Consider the following 19,526-nt stretch of genomic DNA (forward strand, 5'->3'; position numbering starts at 1 on the left):
CCATCTACTTTTGCGGTATCAAATTATTACAGAAAAACAAAGATCATGAATGTTATCAGAACAACCGTTTTCATTCTCCTGGGAATACAACTCGCTGCCTGCGGCGGAGCCCCGGAAAAAAAAGAAAAATTCACCTATGAAAGGGTTCCTTCCGAGAAGAAAGCCAATACGGAGCATAACGTCGCTGCAACCCCATCCGCCGACGCCATGACCGACCTGGAAAACAAGGGGGTCGGCCCGGTTAAAAACCTGACCCTCGACACCGGCATAGACCAGGCCATGGTTACGGCAGGGCAGGAACTGTTCAAAACCAAATGTACAGCCTGCCATAAACCGGATAAAAAATTTATAGGTCCGGCCCCCAAGGAAATCCTGGACCGCCGCTCCCCGGAGTGGGTCATGAACATGATCCTGAACCCGGAGGTCATGGTCAAGGAAGACCCCATTGCAAAGCAGTTACTGATAGACTATAACGGCTCACCGATGGCCAACCAGGGACTTACCGAAGAAGAAGCCAGAAAGATCCTGGAGTATTTCAGGACGCTTTAACCCCTACCCCTAAAACAATGTAAACACAAATAATATGAAACTAACGATCAGCAATTTATTGGTTACACTCGCTGTAGTATCCGGAATATCCGCCGGTTGTAACAATAATAAGTCTTCCGGCAACCGTGGAGCCCTGGCCTCTTCTGCCGCAGAAAAAGTATACGTCGCCCCGGGAGAGCACGACGAATTCTATGCCTTCTTTTCGGGCGGGTACAGCGGAAACCTCACGGTCTATGGCTTGCCTTCGGGCCGGATGTTTAAGGAAATCCCCGTGTTCTCCCAGTTTCCCACCAACGGATACGGGTATTCCGAAGAAACAAAGGCCATGCTGAATACTTCCCACGGGTTTATACCCTGGGACGACCTGCACCATCCCGATATTTCACAGACCAACGGAAAGCTGGACGGACGGTGGATCTTTGTGAACGGCAACAACACCCCGCGTATCGCGAGGATCGACCTCAGTACTTTCGAAACCGAAGAGATCATTGAGATCCCCAACAGCGCCGGGAACCACAGTTCTTCCTTTATAACCGAAAATACCGAATACGTAGTGGCCGGTACCCGGTTTTCGGTACCCGTACCCCAGCAGGACATTTCCATCAGCGAATACAAGGGAAATTTCAAGGGAGCCCTGTCGTTTATCTCCGTAGCACCGGAAACGGGAAAGATGGACCTGAAATTCCAGATCATGATGCCGGGCTTCGACTACGACCTGTCGCATCCCGGGCGCGGTAAGTCTCACGGCTGGTTTTTCTTTACCACCTATAATACCGAAGAGGCCAATACCCTTCTGGAAGTCAATGCTTCCCAGAATGACAAGGATTTTATTGCCGCCATCAACTGGAAAAAGATCGAAGCCTATGTCAATGAGGGAGGGGGAACAAAAATGCCTGCCAGCTATGCACATAACGAATATGACGACAGCACCCACAGTGCCACCACTACTGTAAAAAAAGAAGTGCTGACCATAGACCCTACCGAAGTACCCGGTGCCGTTTTCTTTCTTCCCACCCCGAAATCACCCCACGGTTGTGACGTAGACCCGACAGGGCAGTATATCATAGGGAACGGAAAACTCTCGGCAGACCTTACCATTCATTCCTTTGACAAGATGATCGCAGCCATCGAAGCGGAAAAATTTGACGGGGAGGCATACGGAATTCCCATATTAAATTTCGAGGACGTCCTGGCCGGCCAGGTAAAAAGCGGCGGACTCGGGCCCCTGCACACCGAATTTGACGGAAAGGGAAATGCCTACACTACCTTCTTTATTTCTTCGGAACTGGTTAAATGGAATGTAGAGACCCGGGAGGTCATAGACCGGCAGCCCAACTACTATTCCGTAGGCCATGTCATGATCCCCGGCGGGAACTCCGCAGCGCCTTTTGGCAAATATGCCGTTGCGATGAATAAGATCACCAAAGACCGGTACCTGCCCACCGGTCCGGAACTGGAACATTCGGCCCAGTTGTTCGATATCTCAGGAGACAAGATGCAGCTGCTGCTGGACTTTCCCACACACGGAGAGCCGCATTATGCCGCCGGTATCCCTGCAGAGATCCTGGCTCCCAGGTCGAAGAAAATATACAAACTGGAAGACAACAAACACGAATTTGCCATCCTCAGCAGCGAAGATAGCCGGGTAGAGCGGCAGGGCAATGAAGTGCATGTCTATATGTCCATGATACGAAGTCATTTTACCCCCGACAATATAGAAGGGATCAAGGTAGGCGACAAGGTGTATTTCCATATTACCAACCACGAACAGGATTTCGACGTGCCTCACGGCTTTGCCGTCATCGGGGCCAATAATGCCGAATTGCTCATCATGCCGGGACAGACCAGGACCCTGGTCTGGGAACCAAAACAGGTAGGGGTTTGGCCCTTCTACTGTACCGATTTCTGTTCTGCACTGCACCAGGAAATGCAAGGGTATATTCGGGTTTCTCCGAAGGATTCCGATATCCGGTTACAATGGTCTCTCGGGGAATAAGCTTGCCGGCAACAGGTGAATGAATAATTCATATTGTTTCCGGAAAAGGCGGGGATATACGGGGTTTTCTCCCCGCCTTGTTCCCGGAGACAGATCGCGGAAAACGGAACAGGCATGCTTTACCGTCAGCAATCCCGGTACGGGTACGGTGCATGTTACCGCTGACTCAGTACGTAAACCCAAGAATTTCAAAAAAGACAAACCATGAAAAAAGCTGGACTATTAATGATCGCCGGCTCGGTACTCCTCCTGGGGCTGTTTCTCTTCCCCTTGTGGAACATCATGCTGGGGGCGCCCCAATACCCGGAGCCCCTCGGGATGAATATTTACATAAACGGCATTGAGGGTGTCAATGAATTCGATATTCAGAATATCGATGGCATCAATCACTATATAGGTATGAAAACCATTCCGAAACCCGAAGAGATGTGGGAGTTCACGGTTTTCCCGCTGGTGATCGGTATCATGGCGGTATCAGGTATTGTGATAGGACTGCTGGGGTTCTTTAAGAAAGTGGGTTACGGGTGGTTTGCAGGCTGGTTTGTCCTCATGGCAGTGCTGGGGGTCCTGGGGATGTATGATTTCAACCTGTGGCTGGCTGATTACGGGACCGACCTGGACCCTCATGCCATTATGAAAATGACATTCCCCGACGGTACTCCCATGACCTATAAGCCCCCTCTTTTAGGACACCGGAAAATGCTGAATTTCGATGTGGATTCCTGGCCCCATACAGGTGCCTTCCTGATGTTCGGAGGCCTGCTATTAACGCTGCTTGCCTTTTTTACCGGAAGACGAAGCCTGAAAAACAAAACCTGTTTAACCAGACCATTATGAATTTGAAACCCGCAGGTTTATATCAGGCCAATAGTCCGGTTTTGCCGCGGATATACGAATAATCATCAAACCACTCATACCTGTATTCATGTTATCAGAAATCATCAATATTATCAGGCCCTTCGCTGTCCTGTGCATTACTGCCTGTTTTTCAACTTCCTGCGAGGTAAAACCGGCTCCTATCGATTACGGGACCGATAACTGCCAGTACTGCAAGATGACGATTGTAGACCGGCAGCATGCCGCCCAGATCGTAAGTGATAAGGGCCGTGTATATAAATTCGACGCTATCGAATGTATGCTCGGTTACCAACAGGAAAATACCTCCCTGCCGGTATCGATCTGGCTGATAAATGATTACGAAAATCCCGGCAAACTTATCGACGCTACCAAAGCCGCCTACCTGATAAGCACGGAAATACCGAGCCCCATGGGAGCCAACCTTTCCGGGTTCAATTCGGAAGAGGCTGCCAAAAAAGCACAGGCCGCTCACCCGGGCACACACTATGACTGGGAACAGCTGCTCGAACATTTCAGGGAACAGAACAGGCACCACCACCGTGAAACCTCTCCATAGCATAATAACCCGGTAACCTGACCATCCGATGAACCGATGGATTTTACATATAACAACGATGATCCTTTTAATTCCTCCTGCCGTATACGGACAAAAGACAGAAGTCTGCAATACCTGCCAGACCAGGACAATTACCGGGGCCATAAAAAAAGCCGCACCGTTTGACACCATTGTGGTAAAACCCGGTACTTACAGGGAATTCAATATCGGTATTACCAAACCGCTTACCATTATAGGCGAAGGCAACCCCGTTATCGACGGGGAGAACAAGGGGGAGATCATTACGGTGCAGAGCGACCATGTCACCATTGACGGATTTACGATCGTCAATGTCGGCACCAGCTATACCACCGATTACGCCGCGGTGCGGGTGGTTAAAAGCAGGCATTTTAATATCCGGAACAACACGCTCAGAAAACTGTTCTTCGGGATATATCTCGAAAAATCCGCCGAGGGTAAGGTGGTAAACAATACCATTGCAGGAGATGCCGTAAACGAGTACAATTCGGGCAATGGCATACAGCTCTGGTATAGCCGCAAGGTGGAAGTCACCGGCAATACGGTTCAGAACGTACGCGACGGGATCTACCTGGAATTTTCGGACGACATCGCTATAAGCCACAACAAAAGTACCGGTAATCTGCGGTACGGCCTGCATTTTATGTTCTCGAACAACGACATCTATACCGACAACCTCTTTGAAAATAACGGTTCGGGGGTCGCCGTGATGTTCTCAAAATTCATAAAGATGCACCGGAATACGTTCCGGAAAAACTGGGGGCCGTCTTCCTATGGCCTGCTCCTCAAGGAGATCACCGACTCCGAACTGTCGCACAATACCTTTGAGAACAATACCTCGGGGATCCATGCGGAAGGAATTTCCCGGGTGACCTTTACCGAAAATGATTTTGCAGATAACGGCTATGCCGTGAAGGTACGCGGGGCCTGTTACCACAATACCTTCTCGCACAATAATTTCCTGTACAACACTTTCGACCTCTCGTATTCCGGACATATCAACGAAAACAGTTTCAACAGCAACTACTGGAGTGATTACCGCGGCTATGACCTGGACCGGGACGGTACCGGCGATGTGCCCTACCGCCCCGTTAAACTCTTTTCCTATATGACCGGCCAGGTGCCCGAAGCCATTGTTTTGCTTCGCAGCACCTTTGTCGGACTGCTGGATTTTTCAGAAAAGGTCTCCCCTGTTTTTACGCCTGCAGGCCTGTTGGACCACACTCCCGAAATGAAAAAGAACACATGGTAGATATCAGAAATATAAGCAAATCTTTCGGCAGGAACCAGGTCCTGAAAGATCTCTCCCTGAACATTACACAAGAGGGAGTTACCGCCATTCTCGGCCCGAACGGTTCGGGAAAAACCACCCTGCTCAAGTGCATCCTCGGCCTGACCATCCCCGACCGGGGGAACATCACCGTACACGGCAGAGACATCCGCAAAGACGTAAAATACCGTGAAGACCTGGATTATCTCCCCCAGATCGCTGATTTTCCGGCCAACCTGAAAGTGAGGGAACTCATAAAAATGATCGGGGAACTGCGCCACAGGACGACACGGGAAAACGAGCTGATCCGCTTTTTCGAACTGCAACCCTTCCTGGACAAAAAACTGGGTACGCTGTCCGGCGGGACCCGGCAAAAAGTAAACCTGGTACTCGCCTTTATGTTCAACAGTCCGCTGGTGATCCTGGACGAACCCTCTTCCGGGCTCGACCCGGTATCACTGCTTCGCCTGAAGCAATGGATACACGAGGAAAAGGAACAGGGCAAGGTAATATTGCTCACCTCGCATATCATGAGCCTGGTAGAGGAAATCGCCGAAAACATCGTTTTTCTCCTGGACGGAAAAATATACTTCTCCGGGACCATAGCCCGGCTGAGGTCGGAAACGGAGGAACAAAACCTGGAACACGCCATTGCCGCACTCCTGTCCGGAAAATGCCTGGTCCGTTAAACAAAAAACAGTCGCCATGCTCAAGATCATCAAATACAGTTTTTTCGACCTGCTGCGAAGTAAGTGGAGCTATGTCTATTTCCTGTTCTACCTGCTGCTGGGCAGCGTATTGCTGTTCCTTAACAACGACCTTTCGGGGGCCGTCATTACGCTGATGAACGTCAATATCATTCTCGTGCCCCTTATCGCTACCGTGTTCGGGGTGATGTACTATTACAACTCCGGCGAATTCACCATTCTTCTCCTGGCGCAGCCTGTCAGGCGGCGTACCGTATTTACCGGGCAATACCTCGGCATTGCCGGTTCCCTTGCCCTCAGTCTTGTACTCGGGCTCGGGATCCCCTTTGCCGCATACGGGCTGTTCCGCTCCGCGGCGATATGGGACTTTGCCGTACTGCTCCTCACCGGGGTGGCACTAACCTTTATTTTTACCCTGCTGGCATTCAATATCGCCCTTTCCAACGAAAACCGCATCAAGGGATTTGGCTATGCCATACTGTTATGGCTGCTGCTGGCTATCGCCTATGACGGTATTTTCCTGTTGCTGCTCGCCCACTTCCAGGAATACCCGCTGGAAAGGTTTGCCCTTACCGCCACAGTGCTGAACCCGGTAGACCTGGCGCGTATACTCATCCTCCTCAAACTGGATATTTCTGCGCTTATGGGATATACCGGGGCCGTATTCAAGCAGTTTTTCGGAACCGGTGCCGGCAGCCTGCTCTCCGGGCTGGTATTGCTGCTCTGGATCTTTGTTCCCCTGTGGTGGTTGCAGAAAAGCGCCCGGAAAAAGGATTTCTGAGCCGGCCGATCCCCCTTCTGCCCCCGACCTCCATGCCGTAACCGTACCGATATAAATACCATACCCATGTACGATCATACTTTTTACCAGGAAGAAATTAAAAAATTATTAAAGGATAAAAATGCCATCCTCCTCGCCCATTATTACCAGGACCCTTCCATACAGGACCTGGCCGATGTGGTCGGGGACAGTCTTGAACTGGCCCGGCACGCTGCAAAGACCGATGCCCCGGTTATTGTTTTTGCCGGGGTCTATTTTATGGCAGAGACCGCCAAGATCCTCAACCCCGGAAAAAAGGTCCTGTTGCCCGACCTTTCGGCAGGATGCTCCCTTGCCGACCACTGTACGCCCGAAGCGTTCACGGTGTTCCGCCAGCGCTATCCGGACCACCGGGTGGTGAGTTATATCAATACCAGTGCAGCGATAAAGGCCCTGAGTGATTACGTATGTACCTCCTCCAATGCCGAAAGGGTGATCCGCTCCGTTCCGGAGGATCAGCCGCTTATTTTTGCACCGGACAAAAATCTCGGAAAATATCTGATAGAGAAAACGGGAAGAGATATGGTCCTCTGGGAAGGGTCGTGCGTGGTTCACGAAGCTTTTTCCATGGAAAAGCTGATCGCACTGGTCCGGAAATATCCCGGAGCCAGGATCGTGGCCCACCCGGAATCGGAAATGTGTATCCTTCGGGCCGCCCACTATACGGGCTCTACTTCACAGATGAGGAGATATGTTCGTAAAAGTAAGGCTTCCGCATTTATCATAGGGACCGAAGCAGGGGTAATCCACCAGATGAAAAGGGAATGCCCGGAAAAAGAGTTTATTCCCCTTCCCTCCCGTGAGGACAACAGCTGCGCCTGCAGCGAATGTGCCTATATGAAGGTGAATACGCTGGAAAAGCTTTATCGCTGCCTCCGGAATGAGGCCCCGGAGGTTCACATAGGAGAAACCCTGAGAAAAAATGCCCTTCGTCCCATCCGTAAAATGTTCGAATTATCGTGAAACCCTGTGATGTACTTGTTCTCGGCTCCGGAATTGCCGGGTTGTCTTTTGCCATAAGCCTGGCTTCCCGCCGGCCTGACCTGTCTGTCCGGATATGCAGTAAAACAGGGCAAACCGCATGCAATACCTGGTATGCCCAGGGTGGAATTGCCGCTGTGACCGACCGGGACAGGGATGCTTTTGAAGATCATATCCGCGATACCATACAGGCCGGAGGCGGATACTGTAACGAGCAGGTAGTAAGGGCTGTCGTAGAGGATGCCCCCGGCTGCATTGCCAGCCTCAGTCAATGGGGGGTCCCCTTCGACCGTACGCCGGCAGGGGCATGGGACACCGGGCTGGAAGGAGGGCACTCCTATCCCCGCATCCTGCATTGCGCAGACCGGACAGGGGCATATATCATACGAAGCCTGCTGCATTACGCAAAAAGGCTTGACAACATCACGTTCCACTCCGGATTTTTTGCGACCGATCTCATCATCCGGGACCGGCAGTGTTTCGGGGTGTACTACCTCGATGAGCGATCAGGCATCCCGAAGAGCTGTCCAGCAAAGATCACTTACCTCGCTACGGGGGGAAGCGGGCAACTCTTCCGGGTAACCACCAACCCCGCGATCGCTACCGGAGACGGGGTGGCCATGGCGCACCGCGCCGGGGCACGGGTAGAACATATGGGCTTTTACCAGTTTCACCCTACGGCATTTTCCGGTGCAAAAAGCAACCCGGCTTTCCTCATATCGGAAGCCGTACGGGGATTCGGGGCACACGTTATCAACAGGCAGGAAAAACGCTTTCTGTTTGAGTACGACCCCAGGGGGGAACTGGCCACACGGGATATCGTGAGCAGGGCGATATGGCTCGAATGCCGTAAAAACCATACTGCCCATGTATACCTGGACTGTCGCCACCTCAACAGGAAAGCCTTTTTGCACGCTTTTCCGGCAATTGCAGCACATTGCAGGCAGGCAGGCTACGATCTCTTCAAAACACCGGTACCCGTTATGCCTGCCGCGCACTACCAGTGCGGAGGTATCGCCATCGACCTGCAGGGAAGAACGACCATCGGAAACCTGTATGCTAACGGAGAATGTGCCTGCAGCGGGCTCCACGGCGCCAACCGGCTCGCCTCCAATTCCCTGCTGGAAGCGGTGGCCATTGCCCGCAGGGCTGCGGGAAACGTGCTCTCCGGTATAGACGACCTTGCCTCCCCTGTAATACACCAGGAAAAAAAACCGGGGATTTCCGCTTCCGCCGAAACCGGGCCGGACAAAATTATTTATCTTCGGCAACAGTTGCAGAAGGTGATGTACGATGCTTATGTTTCCGGGATTACCGGGACAGTTCCGGCGGAAAACACAGGAACGGAACAGCTTTCGCAGGAAACCGACAAGCTGTTACGGCACCGTGCCCCGTCAAAGTCATCATACGAATTACGTAACCTGCTCACAGTAGCCCGGATGATCTCATGAAAACAATAAAGTTCCAGACCCGTATTGCCCTGGCCTGTTTTTTTCTGGCCACCCTTATGGGGGTTCTGCTTCGCGCCTTCCCTCTTGCCGACCCCGGGTTTACCTACAGGTATATGGTACACGGGCACTCCCATATTGCCCTCCTCGGGTGGGTATACCTGGCGCTGACCACACTGATGTGTTTGCTGTTCCTCCCGGAAAAAAAGCTGAATGCCGCTTTCCGGAAAATTTCGGGCGTGACCTGGCTGTCCCTGGCTGGAATGCTGGTCACCTTTCCCCTTGTGGGGTACCGCCCTGTTTCCATTGTCTTTTCCACCCTGTTTATCCTGGTCAGTTATGTATTTGCCTGGTTCTTTATAAAACATACTCCCAAGGCCTTACGGCAGCGGAATTCCTGGAAATGTCTCCGGGCGGGGCTGTTCTATATGATGCTTTCCAGTCTGGGCCCCTGGTCCCTGGGGATAATCATGAACACCCTGGGCAGTACTTCCGTATGGTATAAGACAGCCGTATACTTCTACCTGCATTTCCAGTACAACGGATGGTTTATCACAGCACTTTGCGGCTTCCTGTTCTATATTCTCGAAACCGGGGGCATAAAAATACCGAAATCCCGCTTCCGCCTTTTTTACAGGCTGTTGAATGGCGGGATCATTCTCAGTTTTTTCCTCTCGGTACTCTGGACCGGGCCCTATACCTCCTTTCATGTGCTGGGGCTCACGGGTGGCCTGCTCCAGGCCGCAGCTTTTATACTGCTTTGCAATATGCTCAGGAACCGGAAGGGGCGGCCAAAGCCCGGAAATCGCCTGTCCGGCCGGGTACTGTTCCTTTTCCGGTTCAGCGGTGTGTTACTGGCAGTGAAGCTGTTATTACAGTACCTGTCGGGTATGCCCGTACTCTCAGATGTGGTCTATCGCATCACCGAATTCGTGATAGGCTACCTGCACCTGACGTTTCTCGGGGTCATTTCGACAGCGCTGCTTGGGCTCCTGCTTCATTTCCGGCTTATAAGAATACCGGCGGTTGCCATGCCGATCTACCTGCTTGCATTCCTGGTTACCGAAGGGCTTATTTTTTACAAGGCCGTAGCCCTGTGGCAAAACTGGCCCGTACCGGGGCATTACTACCTGCTGTTACTGGCGGGCAGTTTTCTTTTTCCGGTGGCTACGGGTATATTGCTTCTGAACAACCGGAAAAGCCCCTGGCATTACCGGTAGATTTTCCGGTTCACCAGTTTGAGCTCTCCTTTCTGCTCCAGCGATTTCCCTGCGCGTATCACGGTTTCCACCCGGAGCCCGGTAAGGTCGGCTATTTGCTGGCGGGTGAGGTCTACCCTGAAGGAAAAGGTACCTTCCAGATGGTATACATGCTTTTTCAGGTAGTCCAGTATCCTGAGGATACGGTGTTCGGCCTCCTGTCCCGACAACTCGCTGGCCATGATGGATTTGTAATACAGCCTTCCCGCCAGGGCCCGGGTAACCTTGAGGTGCTCATCGGGATACGACTCCAGGAGGCGGTACAGCCCGGTACGGGAAAGACGGTATACACTGCAGTCGGTAAGAGCCTCGGCATTGGCGGGATAACTGATGTCGACAAACAGGGGAGGCTCACCGAAACTCTCTCCTTCCGAAAACAGCCCCTGGATAAACTCTTTTCCATCCCCGGTAAAATTATTCATTTTAACCTGCCCGGTAAAGATCTGAAAGTAATTACTGGCCCGCTGCTTTTCGTGAAAAATAATATCCCCCTTATCGTAAGAGACGAGTTCCGCGCCGAAATCGAGAAGTAAATCAGGATCTATCATATCCCACATTTATGGTATTGGTCGTTCTTGTATTATGAAAAATCCAAAGGTGAAAATTCAAAACCGGGCATCCTATGATATTTATCATTTTTTACGGCGGTACACCGGAAATTCACAGGCCCGGGCAGGCCATTGCCTTTTATGATCCGGATCATAAAATCTCCCCGGATCAACATCTAACTTTACAGCAGTTTTAATAGTTTCAAAATCACTGTTATGTCTTATTACCGGAAACTTTACGACGCTTTTGAAAAATCCTTTTATTTATCCGTTACAGCAGGAATACTGGTATCGAGCTGCCTGGGCGGCATTACTGCCATGATCGTACTGATGAAAGGTTTTGGCCCGGTGCAAATGGTGCAGGTATTCCTGATCACCTGTGTATGTATGGGGTATAATACCGCGGTGCTGGCCGGGCTCAAACCCAAACCTGTCTATCATATACTGTTGGCAAGTGTCCTGACCAACCTGTCGGTCATACTGTTCAATGCAGTGGTATGAGGCATGTACCGGCAAACGGGTTATTACACCGGTTTTTCCTATCTTATGAAATATTTTCAGGGAACATGTAATAAAAATCAGAAAAAATGCCGGGAATACACCCTTACATCGTTAAGCGTATATACGAACATCCTGCTCCGGAAGACGGGTACAGGATACTGATCGACAAGCTCTGGCCCAGGGGCGTAAAGAAGGAAGCTGCCGGGCTGGATGAGTGGGACAAGGATATTGCCCCTTCCGACGAACTGCGCCGGTGGTTTGGTCACCGGGACGACCGTTTCGAGGAATTCGGGCGGCGTTATAAGGAAGAACTGAAGCAGAAAAGGGAATCCCTCGACCACATCAGGGCCATAGCAAAAACAAGACAGGTATGCCTGCTGTACGGAGCCAGGAATACGAAATCCAACCACGCCATCATTCTCAAAGAGGTGCTTGAAACCCGTTAGCAACGGATCTCCGCAACCTGTACGGGCACAGAACATACTTCCTGTAAGCATAAAAACCTGGCATGATCGCGGGGACCAGCCAGGTTTTCATCCAACTATTATGAACAAAAAAATTATTTGCTTTCCTTATCCATCTTTTGTTTGAGTTCTGCCAGGGCATCGAGATCACCAAGTGTGGTTTTCTCTACAGTGTTACTGTTGTTTGCAGCCTTGACATTTCGCTCTTCCTGCTCTTTAAAGATGGCGGTATGAGAAGCCACTACCCTTTTGAATTCCTTGTTGAACTCAATAACCTTGAATTCGGCAGTTTCTCCTTTTTTCAGTTTCTTGCCATCTTCTTTTTCCATGTGACGGGAAGGTATGAAAGCCACGATATCCTCGTTCAGGTTAATGGTAGCTCCCTTGTCAACGATCTCATTGACTTCGGTAGTGTGTACCGTACCTACTCCGAACTCGCTTTCGTATTTGTCCCACGGGTTCTCCGTAGTCTGCTTGTGACCGAGGCTCAGTTTACGTCCGTCCACATCCAGTTCCAGAACTTCTACCTCAAGCTTGTCTCCCACGGATACGAATTCAGACGGGTGCTTGATCTTTTTGGTCCAGGAAAGGTCGGAGATATAGATCAGCCCGTCAATTCCTTCTTCCAGTTCTACAAACACACCGAAATTGGTAAAGTTACGCACAATACCCTCGTGTTTTGATCCTACGGGATACTTGCTGGTGATATCGGTCCACGGATCGGGAGTAAGTTGTTTGATACCGAGAGACATCTTGCGGTCCTCCCTGTCCAGGGTAAGTACCACAGCCTCCACCTCATCTCCTACAGAAACAAAGTCCTGGGCAGAACGCAGGTGCGTAGACCATGACATTTCAGAAACGTGGATAAGCCCTTCAACACCTTCGGCAACTTCGATAAAGGCACCGTAGTCGGCGATGACCACTACTCTTCCCTTCACCTTGTCCCCGATCTTGATATCGTCGCTAAGTGCTTCCCACGGATGTTTCTGAAGCTGCTTCAGACCGAGCTGGATTCTCGACTTGTTATCGTCAAAGTCAAGGATAACCACATTCAGTTTCTGATCCAGTTCAACAACCTCGCTCGGGTGGTTGATACGGCTCCATGAAAGGTCGGTAATGTGGATAAGTCCGTCCACACCTCCGAGGTCGATAAATACCCCGTAAGAAGTGATGTTCTTGACCACACCTTCGAGTACCTGTCCTTTTTCGAGCTGACTGATGATCTCTTTTTTCTGTTCTTCGATATCTGCCTCGATCAGCGCCTTGTGCGAAACTACTACGTTCTTGAATTCGTGGTTGATCTTAACCACCTTGAATTCCATGGTCTTGCTCACATACTGGTCGTAATCCCGGATAGGTTTCACATCGATCTGCGATCCCGGAAGGAACGCTTCGATACCGAATACATCCACGATCATACCACCTTTGGTCCTGCATTTCACGAAACCGTTTACGATCTCTCCGTTGTCATAAGCAGCATTTACCCTGTCCCAGGCTTTTATCGTACGTGCCTTTCTGTGAGAAAGCACCAGTTGTCCGCTTCTGTCCTCGCGAACGTCGATAAGGACCTCTACCTTGTCACCCACCTTCAGGTTGGGATTGTAACGGAATTCGTTGAGGGAAATAACACCTTCAGACTTGGCATTGATATCAATGATAGCTTCCCGGTCGGTAAGGTGTACCACTTCTCCTTCCACCACTTCCTCATCGGCAGTGTCTACGAAATTGTCCTCTACGAGTTTCTCAAACTCCTTGAGCTTGTCATCTTCAACCTTTTCAATACCTTCTTCGTAGTTGTGCCAGTCGAAGTTCGCTAAAAATTCTTCAGGATTCTGAACATCCTGAGCTGTTTTTGTTGTGTCAGCCATTGCTGATTAAAAATTTGTATTCCGGATTCACACAAGAGGTAAAGCTATGAATACGAAAGAAATTAATAATGAGATTAATACACCCTTTTCCCTCCTGACTTTTGCTTAAAAAGGAGTGCAAAATTACAATTATATTTTTGATTTTCAAAAGTTTGAAATCTTTTTATTTAAAACAAAATACATGCCAGGCTTTACAGTATACGGATATTTTTATATTTGCCTGATCAAGGCTACTGATTTTGTTGGTTTTCCGGAGTATTTTAATACAGGACTTACAACCGTAATATACCCGGAGAGGATTTAAACAATATTTAATACCTTTACGCCCTATTTTCGGTAAAAACCACGATACCCATGTTAGCACCCATTTCATGTAACGGCTATTCCATCTATTTCAACGAAGACGGTTATGAAAAGCTGAAACACTATATTGTGGAACGCAATCCGTCGCGGATATTTATCCTGACGGATGAAAACACCAATGAACACTGCATTCCCGTATTCATGGGGAAAATGCCGGCCGATTTTACCGCGGAGATCATCGAAATAGAAGCGGGGGAACCCCATAAGACCATAGCGACCTGCAGCCAGGTATGGCAGGTCCTGTCTGAGCTGGGGGCCGACAGAAAGAGCCTGCTTATCAACCTGGGGGGAGGGGTCGTTACCGATCTCGGGGGGTTTGTGGCTTCCACCTTTATGCGGGGCATCGATTTTGTCAATGTCCCTACATCTTTACTGGCTATGGTAGACGCCTCGGTAGGCGGAAAAACCGGGGTCGACCTCGGTCCGCTCAAAAACCAGGTGGGGGTCATCAATGTGCCCGGCATACTGATCGCAGATACGTCCATGCTCATGACCCTGCCTGCAAACCAGATGCGCAGCGGACTGGCAGAGATGCTGAAACACGGGCTGATACAGGACAGGAATTACTGGGCGGCCTTTCGCGATCTTTCGGCACTGGATATGAACGACCTGGATGTCCTAATCCGGGATTCCATCATGATCAAGAACAACATCGTTATGCAGGACCCCCGGGAAGCGGGATTGCGAAAATCCCTGAATTTCGGCCACACCCTGGGCCATGCCATAGAATCTTATTTCCTTCAGGCCCCCGAAAAAGACACCCTGCTCCACGGAGAAGCCATCGCCATAGGCATGATACTGGAAACCTGGCTGTCGGCAAAGACCCGGCAGTTCCCGGAAGATACCCTGGAAGAGATAACCCGGATCATCCTGTCGTACTTCCCCAAAGTAACCATCGAAAAGGAAGACATAGCCCCCATCATTTCATACCTCAAATACGACAAGAAAAATGCGCACGGCCATATCAATTTCCTCCTTCTCAAGGATATCGGTGCACCGGTAATTGACGTACGCGTGCCCGACGACCTCCTTATCCGGTCTTTTTCATATTACAACGGACAGCCACAAACGGTTTAAGCTGTTTTACAGTTATGAGTTCAGAGTTATGATGCAACCTGTTACCTGCAAACCATAAAACTATAACCCTTCATACTTCGGACTTCGTGCTTCGAACTCCCCCCCTCTCTTTACACAAAAAAACCTTTACGAAAACGTTTGAAATCCATATTTTTGTCCCCGAACACAAACACTAAACATCCACCGGTTACAGGTACAGGCAAGAGGCAAAATAACCGGTTTCATGGCAGGACCGTTTTCTGGCCTCTCCTAACAGGTACACCGGTGGGCACACAAAAAACACACTACAAAAATGAGCTTTACAGAAATCTATGAAAAGGAACTGGCCTTCCAAGCCGACCGCCGCAGGGCCTCGGTCGAATTCATCAAGACCGTAAGCGACCTCTGGTATGACAACTCGGTGGAACTGGTCCTTTTCCGAAACCAGCTTATCGACCGGAGCGTCAGTGAGATCATCAACCTGCACGAATACGCCGGGGCCTTTGTGGAAAAACCTATTTCCATATTCGATACGGTAGAGATCGCACATGTTATCAAACAGATGAACCTGCCCCCGGCCAAAATAGATATCGGAAAACTCACCTACGAATACCACCTGGAAGACGATCAGTACAACAATGCCACAGCCTTTGTTTACGATAAACTGAAAAGAGCGCGGAACAGCCGGGAAATACAACCCAGGGATGTGGTTCTGTACGGTTTCGGGCGGATTGGCCGCCTGCTGGCCCGGGAGCTTATGACCCGGACCGGAAAAGGCAGCCAGCTAAGGCTCAGGGCTATCGTTACCAGGGGAAGTTCCGACAGCATTACCCTGGAAAAAAGGGCTTCACTGTTGCGTAACGACTCTGTTCACGGACATTTTCCCGGTACGGTTTCTGCCGACCCCGAAAACAACTGCCTGGTCATTAACGGTACTACGGTGCACATGATCTCTTCCGATGCCCCCGAGAAAACCGACTATGCCGGATACGGGATTAAAAATGCCCTGGTTATAGACAATACAGGGAGTTTCAGGGATAAGGAACAGTTGGGGCGCCATCTCAAAGCCAGGGGAGTAGACAAGGTGCTTCTCACGGCTCCCGGGAAAGGAATACCGAATATCGTTTACGGCGTAAACCACAAAGAATACAGTCCGGATAAAAACAGGATACTCTCCGCCGCTTCATGCACCACAAATGCCATTACGCCCATCCTCAAGGCCGTAGAAGACGCCTTAGGGATTACCAAAGGGCATATCGAGACCATACACGCATACACCAACGACCAGAACCTTGTAGACAATATGCACCACAAATACCGCAGGGGTCGCGCGGCTGCACTCAATATGGTCATCACCGAGACCGGGGCAGGAAAAGCCGTATCCAAAGCCCTGCCGTCACTGGAAGGAAAGCTTACCTCCAATGCCATTCGCGTTCCCGTGCCGAACGGATCACTGGCCATACTGAACCTGGAAACGGCAAAAAATACTACGAGAGAGGACATCAATACCGTCATAAAAAAATATGCCCTGGAGGGAGAATTGGTGGAACAGATAAAATATTCCCTGAGCAACGAACTGGTTTCCTCCGATATCGTAGGCACTACTGCCCCTGCCATATACGACAGCAGGGCCACCATTGTATCACCTGACGGAAAAAACCTGGTGCTGTATGTATGGTATGACAACGAATACGGATACAGCCAGCAGGTCGTCCGGCTTGCCAAATATATGGCCAAAGTAAGGCGGTATACCTATTATTAGAGCTCACGGAACCACGGAACGTTATAATCAGTTATGAGTTCGGAATTCGGAGTTCAGACACTATAACCTGAAAAAGCCGGAAGAATCCCTCTTCCGGCTTCGTACAAAAACAAGGAAAAGCACACCAGATGTAATTAACTTAAAAGCAATTATTTAACCATAATTCATTCATACAAAAAAGATTATTTCTTTGTAATTCTCCCGATTAGATAGTAATTTGCAGTATATTTTAGATTGCAAAAAAATAAAGGCCGGAACCTATGTCTATTGCCATTTCTAAATACAAAAAACGACTGGATGCTATTTTTAGGAGGCATAAAGTACAACGTGCCTATCTTTTCGGGTCCTCGTTACGAAAGGACTTTAATAAAAATAGTGATCTGGATTTTCTCATAAAGTTCCACGATTCTCTCAAAGACCCTGTAGAAAAAGGAGAGATGTGGTGGAACCTGCACGATTCCCTGCGTGATTTATTCCGGAGAGAAGTAGACCTCATTACCGAAAACTCCCTTAAAAATCCGTATTTTATAGAGGAGTTAGAGGAAAACAAAAAATTAATATATGGATCGTAGCGAGAAAAAGTTACTCTTCGACATCTCAACCGCGATCGAAAACATAGAAAACTATATCGGACCACAAAAGGTTTTCGAAGAATACGACTCTAATGCTATGCTCCAGGATGCCGTAGAAAGAAATATCGAAATTATTGGAGAAGCGGTCAACCGGCTTTTAGGTATTAATCCCGATATTAAGATTACAAATTCCCGGAGAATCGTAGATGCCAGAAATAAAATAATTCACGGATATGACACCATTGAAAACTCCCAGATATGGGGTATTATTATAATTCATTTACCTGTTCTGAAAGCAGAAGTAGACCATTTACTCGCTAAGTGAGATTTAAAATACCCCGAAGCCTGTCGCCAGCAGGTTTCCCTCCATACCGGTACCATATAGATAATTGTATACCAACACTTTGCCAACCCATAATATTCCATATCTTTGCAGCCCCGTGCAGTAATGCAGGGGCTGTTTTTTCAGAAATTACAATAAGTACGGCATTTACGACGTTACGAAGCATAAACAATAATCATCAACAACTACAGTCTGAAATGAAAATGAAGAACGTATACCTCATCTGTATTGCACTTACACTATCCCTGCTCTGCAGTAATTTACTGCATGCCCAGGATACCGGAAATGAAGAGAATCCCGAAGACAAGCTGTCCCTTACGGAGGGAGATGTCAATAACCAGTTCGAATTCGTGATCCAGCGCTCCAACAACTACCAGGAGTACAAGGTCGTGAAAAAAAACTGGCTGTATACCCTTAAAAAAAACACCCTGGATTCCCTGGCCCGGGTAGAAAAGGAATTGTCAGAGGCCATTAATCTTACCAAATCGCAAAACAGCGAAATGGAATCCCTCAAGAGGGAACTGGCCGAAAACCAGGAACATGTAAGTTCCCTGACCGATGAAAAAGACAGTATTTCATTCTTCGGGGCCCTGATCGACAAATCCACTTACAAGGCTACCATGTGGGGTATTGTAGGCCTGCTCGCAGTAGTACTGCTTTTCTTTGTCTATAAATTCAGGAACAGTAATGCAGTGACCCAGAGTGCCAGAAAAGCACTGGAAGAACTGGAACAGGAATATGAAGACCACCGGAAAAAGGCCCTGGAAAGGGAACAGAAGGTGAGAAGGCAGCTTCAGGATGAGATCAATAAACAGAAGATCTCCAAAGCCAAGTAATCCTTTCCGTATATGCGTATCGATATCATCACCGTACTGCCCGAACTGCTCAAAAGTCCTTTTGAAGCTTCCATACTCCGGAGGGCGATAGACAAAGGGCTTGTGGAAGTATACACCCATAACCTCCGCGACTATGCGTCGGACAACTACAGGACCATAGACGACTACCAGTTCGGAGGCGGGGCCGGGATGGTCATGATGATCGAACCCATAGACCGCTGTATTTCGAAACTGAAAACGGAGCGGGAATACGACGAGGTCATTTACATGACTCCCGACGGCAATACCCTGAACCAGAAAATATCCAATCAGCTGTCGCTTGCAGAGAATATCATTATTCTATGCGGGCATTACAAGGGCGTGGATCAAAGGGTGAGGGACCGGTTTATCACCCGTGAAATTTCGATTGGGGATTATGTCCTCTCGGGAGGAGAGCTCGGAGCGGCCGTATTGTGCGATTCCATCATCCGGCTGATCCCCGGTGTGCTGAACGATGAGACATCGGCGCTGACCGATTCTTTCCAGGACAACCTGCTCGCTCCCCCGGTATACACCAGGCCTGCCGAATACAAAGGCTGGAAGGTACCCGGAGTACTGCTGAGCGGGAACTTTCCGGAAATCGAAAAATGGCGGGAAGAACAGGCCTACCTGCGTACCCGGGAAAGACGCCCGGACCTGCTGGACGAATAAATACGGGGGGAGCCTGCAACCTCCAACCTGCAACCAAAGTACAAGGATTCTCTTTCCCGCT

At 49.6% G+C, this 19,526-nt stretch carries 20 protein-coding genes; 18 read left to right on the forward strand and 2 right to left on the reverse strand.

Translation table 11 applies throughout. The annotated features are described in order from the left end of the window. The first annotated feature begins 45 nt into the window (after nucleotides 1-45). The 10 genes from DN748_RS04265 to DN748_RS04315 all read left to right on the forward strand — a co-directional run bounded on the left by DN748_RS04265 (nucleotide 46) and on the right by DN748_RS04315 (nucleotide 10,423). The gene (locus tag DN748_RS04265) at nucleotides 46-549 is read left to right on the forward strand and encodes a c-type cytochrome (protein ID WP_112370538.1); all 504 of its coding nucleotides are present in this window, start codon (nucleotides 46-48) and stop codon (nucleotides 547-549) included. A gap of 34 nt (nucleotides 550-583) precedes the next feature. Beyond that, nucleotides 584-2,545: a Sec-dependent nitrous-oxide reductase gene (gene nosZ, locus DN748_RS04270; RefSeq protein WP_112370539.1), complete on the forward strand. Its 1,962-nt coding sequence runs from the start codon at nucleotides 584-586 to the stop codon at nucleotides 2,543-2,545. 204 nt (nucleotides 2,546-2,749) lie between these two features. After that, on the forward strand, nucleotides 2,750-3,382 hold the full coding sequence (locus DN748_RS04280; RefSeq protein WP_112370541.1) for a hypothetical protein: 633 nt from the start codon (nucleotides 2,750-2,752) through the stop codon (nucleotides 3,380-3,382). 88 nt (nucleotides 3,383-3,470) lie between these two features. Beyond that, entirely contained in the window at nucleotides 3,471-3,959 is a 489-nt protein-coding gene (locus tag DN748_RS04285) for a nitrous oxide reductase accessory protein NosL (protein ID WP_112370542.1), read from the forward strand. Nucleotides 3,960-4,017: 58 nt separating this feature from the next. Continuing rightward, nucleotides 4,018-5,229 carry a nitrous oxide reductase family maturation protein NosD gene (locus DN748_RS04290; RefSeq protein ID WP_236636787.1) on the forward strand — a complete coding sequence of 404 codons (1,212 nt, stop codon included), beginning with the start codon at nucleotides 4,018-4,020 and terminating at the stop codon, nucleotides 5,227-5,229. After that, the gene (locus DN748_RS04295; protein WP_112370544.1) at nucleotides 5,223-5,936 is read left to right on the forward strand and encodes an ABC transporter ATP-binding protein; all 714 of its coding nucleotides are present in this window, start codon (nucleotides 5,223-5,225) and stop codon (nucleotides 5,934-5,936) included. The genes DN748_RS04290 and DN748_RS04295 overlap by 7 nt, the downstream gene beginning before the upstream one ends. Before the next feature lie 16 nt (nucleotides 5,937-5,952). Continuing rightward, on the forward strand, nucleotides 5,953-6,735 hold the full coding sequence (locus tag DN748_RS04300) for an ABC transporter permease (RefSeq protein ID WP_112370545.1): 783 nt from the start codon (nucleotides 5,953-5,955) through the stop codon (nucleotides 6,733-6,735). Nucleotides 6,736-6,801: 66 nt separating this feature from the next. Continuing rightward, nucleotides 6,802-7,737 (forward strand): quinolinate synthase NadA, encoded by a 936-nt coding sequence (gene nadA / locus DN748_RS04305; RefSeq protein WP_112370546.1) that lies wholly within the window; start codon nucleotides 6,802-6,804, stop codon nucleotides 7,735-7,737. After that, nucleotides 7,734-9,206 carry an L-aspartate oxidase gene (locus DN748_RS04310; protein ID WP_161554465.1) on the forward strand — a complete coding sequence of 491 codons (1,473 nt, stop codon included), beginning with the start codon at nucleotides 7,734-7,736 and terminating at the stop codon, nucleotides 9,204-9,206. The genes nadA and DN748_RS04310 overlap by 4 nt, the downstream gene beginning before the upstream one ends. Then, a complete protein-coding gene (locus DN748_RS04315) occupies nucleotides 9,203-10,423 on the forward strand; it encodes a hypothetical protein (RefSeq protein WP_112370548.1) in 1,221 nt (406 codons plus the stop codon). The genes DN748_RS04310 and DN748_RS04315 overlap by 4 nt, the downstream gene beginning before the upstream one ends. Here DN748_RS04315 and DN748_RS04320 read toward each other — a convergent pair. Continuing rightward, complete coding sequence (locus tag DN748_RS04320) at nucleotides 10,414-11,010, reverse strand: Crp/Fnr family transcriptional regulator (protein WP_112370806.1); 597 nt, start codon at nucleotides 11,008-11,010, stop codon at nucleotides 10,414-10,416. The two genes, DN748_RS04315 and DN748_RS04320, sit on opposite strands and share 10 nt — an antisense overlap. Nucleotides 11,011-11,226: 216 nt before the next feature. Between DN748_RS04320 and DN748_RS04325 the strand changes: the two genes are divergently transcribed. Continuing rightward, nucleotides 11,227-11,511, forward strand: a complete 285-nt coding sequence (locus DN748_RS04325; protein ID WP_112370549.1) for a hypothetical protein — start codon at nucleotides 11,227-11,229, stop codon at nucleotides 11,509-11,511. 86 nt (nucleotides 11,512-11,597) lie between these two features. Next, nucleotides 11,598-11,957 (forward strand): DUF488 domain-containing protein, encoded by a 360-nt coding sequence (locus DN748_RS04330; RefSeq protein WP_112370550.1) that lies wholly within the window; start codon nucleotides 11,598-11,600, stop codon nucleotides 11,955-11,957. Between the two features lie 113 nt (nucleotides 11,958-12,070). Here DN748_RS04330 and rpsA read toward each other — a convergent pair whose 3' ends face one another. Then, nucleotides 12,071-13,843 (reverse strand): 30S ribosomal protein S1, encoded by a 1,773-nt coding sequence (gene rpsA, locus DN748_RS04335; RefSeq protein ID WP_112370551.1) that lies wholly within the window; start codon nucleotides 13,841-13,843, stop codon nucleotides 12,071-12,073. Nucleotides 13,844-14,197: 354 nt separating this feature from the next. On the opposite strand from rpsA, the gene aroB reads away from it, so the two are divergent. From aroB to trmD, 6 genes are all read left to right on the forward strand, one after another. Next, a complete protein-coding gene (gene aroB / locus DN748_RS04345) occupies nucleotides 14,198-15,283 on the forward strand; it encodes a 3-dehydroquinate synthase (RefSeq protein ID WP_112370553.1) in 1,086 nt (361 codons plus the stop codon). A gap of 292 nt (nucleotides 15,284-15,575) precedes the next feature. Next, entirely contained in the window at nucleotides 15,576-17,024 is a 1,449-nt protein-coding gene (locus tag DN748_RS04350; RefSeq protein WP_112370554.1) for a glyceraldehyde-3-phosphate dehydrogenase, read from the forward strand. A 260-nt stretch (nucleotides 17,025-17,284) separates the two neighbouring features. Then, nucleotides 17,285-17,596 (forward strand): nucleotidyltransferase family protein, encoded by a 312-nt coding sequence (locus DN748_RS04355; RefSeq protein WP_112370555.1) that lies wholly within the window; start codon nucleotides 17,285-17,287, stop codon nucleotides 17,594-17,596. Continuing rightward, nucleotides 17,586-17,921, forward strand: coding sequence for a HepT-like ribonuclease domain-containing protein (locus DN748_RS04360; RefSeq protein ID WP_112370556.1), 336 nt, complete (start codon nucleotides 17,586-17,588; stop codon nucleotides 17,919-17,921). The genes DN748_RS04355 and DN748_RS04360 overlap by 11 nt, the downstream gene beginning before the upstream one ends. Before the next feature lie 215 nt (nucleotides 17,922-18,136). After that, the gene (locus DN748_RS04365) at nucleotides 18,137-18,775 is read left to right on the forward strand and encodes a tRNA (guanine-N1)-methyltransferase (protein WP_236636788.1); all 639 of its coding nucleotides are present in this window, start codon (nucleotides 18,137-18,139) and stop codon (nucleotides 18,773-18,775) included. Nucleotides 18,776-18,787: 12 nt separating this feature from the next. After that, nucleotides 18,788-19,465 (forward strand): tRNA (guanosine(37)-N1)-methyltransferase TrmD, encoded by a 678-nt coding sequence (trmD, locus tag DN748_RS04370; RefSeq protein WP_112370557.1) that lies wholly within the window; start codon nucleotides 18,788-18,790, stop codon nucleotides 19,463-19,465. The last annotated feature ends 61 nt before the right edge of the window (nucleotides 19,466-19,526 follow it).

The organism is Sinomicrobium soli, assembly GCF_003285545.1.
Lineage (GTDB): Bacteria > Bacteroidota > Bacteroidia > Flavobacteriales > Flavobacteriaceae > Sinomicrobium.

Excerpts from the sequence above, each read along its gene's own strand:
- DN748_RS04265 (WP_112370538.1), top strand. The coding sequence starts at position 46 with ATGAATGTTATCAGAACAACCGTTTTCATTCTCCTGGGAATACAACTC.
- nosZ (WP_112370539.1), top strand. The coding sequence starts at position 584 with ATGAAACTAACGATCAGCAATTTATTGGTTACACTCGCTGTAGTATCC.
- DN748_RS04280 (WP_112370541.1), top strand. The coding sequence starts at position 2,750 with ATGAAAAAAGCTGGACTATTAATGATCGCCGGCTCGGTACTCCTCCTG.
- DN748_RS04285 (WP_112370542.1), top strand. The coding sequence starts at position 3,471 with ATGTTATCAGAAATCATCAATATTATCAGGCCCTTCGCTGTCCTGTGC.
- DN748_RS04290 (WP_236636787.1), top strand. The coding sequence starts at position 4,018 with ATGATCCTTTTAATTCCTCCTGCCGTATACGGACAAAAGACAGAAGTC.
- DN748_RS04295 (WP_112370544.1), top strand. The coding sequence starts at position 5,223 with ATGGTAGATATCAGAAATATAAGCAAATCTTTCGGCAGGAACCAGGTC.
- DN748_RS04300 (WP_112370545.1), top strand. The coding sequence starts at position 5,953 with ATGCTCAAGATCATCAAATACAGTTTTTTCGACCTGCTGCGAAGTAAG.
- nadA (WP_112370546.1), top strand. The coding sequence starts at position 6,802 with ATGTACGATCATACTTTTTACCAGGAAGAAATTAAAAAATTATTAAAG.
- DN748_RS04315 (WP_112370548.1), top strand. The coding sequence starts at position 9,203 with ATGAAAACAATAAAGTTCCAGACCCGTATTGCCCTGGCCTGTTTTTTT.
- DN748_RS04320 (WP_112370806.1), bottom strand. The coding sequence starts at position 11,010 with ATGATAGATCCTGATTTACTTCTCGATTTCGGCGCGGAACTCGTCTCT.
- DN748_RS04325 (WP_112370549.1), top strand. The coding sequence starts at position 11,227 with ATGTCTTATTACCGGAAACTTTACGACGCTTTTGAAAAATCCTTTTAT.
- DN748_RS04330 (WP_112370550.1), top strand. The coding sequence starts at position 11,598 with ATGCCGGGAATACACCCTTACATCGTTAAGCGTATATACGAACATCCT.
- rpsA (WP_112370551.1), bottom strand. The coding sequence starts at position 13,843 with ATGGCTGACACAACAAAAACAGCTCAGGATGTTCAGAATCCTGAAGAA.
- aroB (WP_112370553.1), top strand. The coding sequence starts at position 14,198 with ATGTTAGCACCCATTTCATGTAACGGCTATTCCATCTATTTCAACGAA.
- DN748_RS04350 (WP_112370554.1), top strand. The coding sequence starts at position 15,576 with ATGAGCTTTACAGAAATCTATGAAAAGGAACTGGCCTTCCAAGCCGAC.
- DN748_RS04355 (WP_112370555.1), top strand. The coding sequence starts at position 17,285 with ATGTCTATTGCCATTTCTAAATACAAAAAACGACTGGATGCTATTTTT.
- DN748_RS04360 (WP_112370556.1), top strand. The coding sequence starts at position 17,586 with ATGGATCGTAGCGAGAAAAAGTTACTCTTCGACATCTCAACCGCGATC.
- DN748_RS04365 (WP_236636788.1), top strand. The coding sequence starts at position 18,137 with ATGAAAATGAAGAACGTATACCTCATCTGTATTGCACTTACACTATCC.
- trmD (WP_112370557.1), top strand. The coding sequence starts at position 18,788 with ATGCGTATCGATATCATCACCGTACTGCCCGAACTGCTCAAAAGTCCT.